This is a genomic window from Microcoleus sp. PH2017_12_PCY_D_A, assembly GCF_020738565.1.
Lineage (GTDB): Bacteria > Cyanobacteriota > Cyanobacteriia > Cyanobacteriales > Microcoleaceae > Microcoleus.
Map to the genome: position 1 here is coordinate 1 of NZ_JAEQCI010000230.1, position 3,354 is coordinate 3,354.

At 46.6% G+C, this 3,354-nt stretch carries 2 protein-coding genes and 1 pseudogene; 1 reads left to right on the forward strand and 2 read right to left on the reverse strand.

The genetic code is table 11. The features are described from left to right. Nucleotides 1-268: 268 nt before the first annotated feature. Nucleotides 269-574 (reverse strand): DUF4090 family protein, encoded by a 306-nt coding sequence (locus JGK39_RS32990; RefSeq protein WP_293258973.1) that lies wholly within the window; start codon nucleotides 572-574, stop codon nucleotides 269-271. A 290-nt stretch (nucleotides 575-864) separates the two neighbouring features. Beyond that, nucleotides 865-1,855, reverse strand: a pseudogene (locus JGK39_RS32995) (threo-3-hydroxy-L-aspartate ammonia-lyase). 194 nt (nucleotides 1,856-2,049) lie between these two features. Between JGK39_RS32995 and JGK39_RS33000 the strand changes: the two are divergent. Further along, nucleotides 2,050-3,045 (forward strand): phosphate/phosphite/phosphonate ABC transporter substrate-binding protein, encoded by a 996-nt coding sequence (locus JGK39_RS33000; RefSeq protein WP_293298989.1) that lies wholly within the window; start codon nucleotides 2,050-2,052, stop codon nucleotides 3,043-3,045. Nucleotides 3,046-3,354 lie beyond the last annotated feature (309 nt).

Below are 3,354 nucleotides of genomic sequence, written 5' to 3' on the forward strand. Positions count from 1 at the left end.
AGGAAATGCTCAAGCATTCTATTAAGTTATTAATACATTACTTAAAATTTGATGATATTCCCATTCCTGGGGCATTCATATCTTGATTCAGCAACGCCTAAATTTGTAGGATTCGGGAGAAACAGACGGCGCTTGAAACCGAGTTTATACAAACGAAACCCACTCGCCTGCGGGTTGAAGAATAATAAGAGACGGCGGTTGAAACCGCTTCTTGTCAGACGAAACCCGCACAGCAAGGGTTGAAGATAAAAGAGATATGAAATATTCTTTATTTGGCGCCGTAATAAAAGGCAACTTCTTTGTCTTTTAGCGGTGCGAAGTCAGCAGCAATTAACATGGGATCGAGTTCTGCTTGAGACAGATGTTTGACTCCTATTCGGACAATGCGCGATCGCATGGTGTTTGAGACGCCGCTGCGCTGTCTCCCGGCTTCTAATCCCATTACTTTCTCGTACAGGTCTAATTTTGCTTTCGGAATCGGAGTGCCGTCAAAGTCTATTCCAGAGGCGATCGCCACATCGATCGCATCTGCACCGGTTGTAGATTGAGCCGCTGAGTTTGTTTCTGAAGACATTGTGCTGTGATATCAAAGTTTGCTGTGGGAGCATTTTATCAGAGAAGTATTGATTTTTGTCAAATTTATCAATACTAATATTTGGTAGCAGGCCGAATATTCGGCACCAGCCCAAATATTTGACACCAGCCCCAAAGTCCGCCGGGGGTTTAAACCCCCGTCTCAAAGCTAAAGTCCACGCTTTGTGGACTAAAGATTGAGAAGGCTTTTTCCTCCTATGTAAGAGGACTTTTACTATGAGACATGGGTTTAAACCCCTGGCGGACTTTTTGACTGACAAACTGGCAAACTTAACTATAATAAAAAAGCTGACTAACTGCCTGCAAATCCACATTTCCCCCGCTGACAATCACACCAATTCTCTGATTTTCAGCTTGTACAACTCCTGAGAGCAAAGCAGCCGCAGCTAACACTCCCGTCGGCTCCACAACTATCTTCATCCGCTCCCACATAAAAAACATTGTATTGCGAATTTGCGCTTCCGAAACTGTTGCCATATCGTCCGCATAATGCAGCACCAAAGGAAAAGTCAATTTCCCTAAAGACGGCGTGCGCGCGCCGTCAGCAATAGTATCCGGGTTGCTAACAGTTTGCAGCGTTTTGGTGCGGAACGATCGCGCGGCATCATCTGCTTGCTCGGGTTCTACTCCTATTACTTTACACTTCGGAGACAAAGTTTTAGCTGCGATCGCGCATCCCGACAGCAAACCACCGCCGCCGCAGCAAACCAGCAGCAAATCCAACTCCCCAACTTCTGCGATCAATTCCAGCGCCGCCGTACCTTGTCCCGCGATCGCCCGCACGTCATCATAAGGAGGAATAATTGTCAAGTGTCGCTCCTCGGCAATTTGGGCGGTGAGATCTTCGCGGGAATTGCGAGTGCGATCGTACAAAACAATCTCGGCACCGTAGCCGCGAGTCGCTTCTTACTTGACTGTTGGTGCATCTGCCGGCATGACAACCGTAGCAGGAATGGAGAGTAATTGTGCGGCAAGGGCGATCGCCTGCCCGTGATTTCCCGAAGAAAAAGTCACCACTCCGTTGTGTTTTTCGGCTTCAGATAGCTGCATCAAAGCATTGCAAGCACCGCGAAATTTAAACGAACCCGTCCGCTGAAAGTTCTCGCACTTGAAAAATACTTGAGAATGGGTTTGTTTGTTGACAGTCTGCTCCCGTCAGCACCGGCGTCTTGAAAGCTTTTCCCTGCAAGCGCTTCGCCGCCGCCGTAACGTCGGCAAAACTGACGGGAAAGGGATTTTCATCGGCAAGGTTGGCTGTCATATTTTTTCTGCATCGGGTGCTTGGGCGGGATTATATCATACATAGAGTCAAAGCATTATCACTTTTAATCATAGGACATATTGAAAATTATTATTATTTGATAACTGCAACTAATTACCAAAAGAGCCTTACAATAACATCAAGGTTATTGCAATAAGTTATCAAATACTGGCGGTTAGGCAGGAGAGCGATTAATGAATGTCAAGTTAAAAGTGCTAGCAAGCGCTAGCGCAGGATTGTTACTGCTAGCGGGTTTGGCGGCGAATGCAGTTGGGTTCGGGCACAAGGCGATCGCGCAAACAGCACCAAAGGGCGATCCTCTTCGAGGGCTTCGCCAACGAGATTTAACAGCACAAGCTGCTATAAGTCGCATTAGAATCGTATTTGCCAACCGCAGAGATGCTACAGACTTGCAAAATAAAGCCAATCAAGTAGCGCAAATACTATCCAAAGAAATCGGAATGCCCGTCGATGCAGTCATCGGCGACGAAACCGCCGCTGTAGAAGCTTTGAGGGCTGACAGAGCCGATGTAGCATTTGTAGCAGGGCGCGCCGCATTAAAAGCAGAACAATTAGCCAAAGCGCGGATGTATTTAGCAGAAGTTCGCAGCGATTATTCCGGCGGAAACACCTACGATTCAGTGTTTGTAGTGCGGCAAGACAGTCCTTTGCGCCCCAAAGGTTCGGCAAAGCAAACCCTCGAACAATTGAAAGGCAAAAAAATGGCTTTCACCTCTCGAACTTCCGGTTCGGGATTCATTTTTCCCGTCTCAGAATTGGTAGGTCAAGGATTAGTTTCAGGACCGGATAGACTGGAAACTTTCTTCGGAAATGTTACCTACGGCGACGGTTACACCAGCGCTTTGCAAGCAGTTTTAAGAGGTCAAGCAGAAGTTGCAGCCGTCTCCGAATACGCTTTGCTGCCGCCTTGGATCACAGCAGAAGAAGGCAAAAAATTGCGAGTTTTGCAACAAGTTCCCGGAGTTCCAGCCCACGGAATTGTGATTGACGATCGCATTCCGGCACCGATGCGCGAAAGAGTTATCAATGCTTTCATGAAAATGAACGAACCTGCAAACAATCAATTGTTCCGCAGTTTGTACAATTCCCAAAAATTGGTGAAAGTCGATCATGCGCGCCATTTAGCAACCTTGCGCCAAGCTTTGCAGCGCGCCAAACTCGAACCGTAAAATCAAGGTTCGTAGTGAGGACTTTAGTCCGCAGAAAAAGAAGGATCAAAATCCTCATACCGTAAAATCAAGGTTCGTAGTGAGGACTTTAGTCCGCAAAAATATCAGAAGACTAAAACTCTCACGTAAAACAAAGGTTCGTAGTGAGGACTTTAGTCCGCAAAAAAAAAGCAGAGGACTAAAATTCTCACGTAAAACAAAGGTTCGTAGTGAGGACTTGAGTCCTCAGGAAAAGAAGGACTAAAGTCCTCACTACGAACCTATTTTATTATGAGGACTTGAGTCCTCAGGAAAAGAAGGACTAAAGTC